The sequence below is a fragment of the Vibrio ichthyoenteri ATCC 700023 genome (assembly GCF_000222605.1).
GTDB classification, from domain to species: domain Bacteria; phylum Pseudomonadota; class Gammaproteobacteria; order Enterobacterales; family Vibrionaceae; genus Vibrio; species Vibrio ichthyoenteri.
Genome location: NZ_AFWF01000255.1, coordinates 1 through 217, shown reverse-complemented (window position 1 = coordinate 217; position 217 = coordinate 1). Strand labels below are relative to the sequence as shown.

At 38.7% G+C, this 217-nt stretch carries 1 tRNA gene; it reads left to right on the top strand.

Annotation, left to right across the window (positions count from 1 at the left end):
- Positions 1–29 precede the first annotated feature (29 nt).
- Positions 30–105 (top strand) — tRNA-Glu (locus tag RH85_RS17030).
- The last annotated feature ends 112 nt before the right edge of the window (positions 106–217 follow it).

Genomic DNA, 217 nt, shown 5'->3' with positions numbered 1-217 from the left:
ATGTTTATAAAAGTTAAGAGTTAACTAGTGTCCCGTTCGTCTAGAGGCCTAGGACACCGCCCTTTCACGGCGGTAACAGGGGTTCGACTCCCCTACGGGATACCATCTTTAAGCATTCTTTAGGTAATAACCTATTGAGAGTTTTTAAAAATGGTTAGTTTCTTTTGAAACAAACTTGCTCTTTAACAATTTGGAAAGCTGACTGATAACAACATTA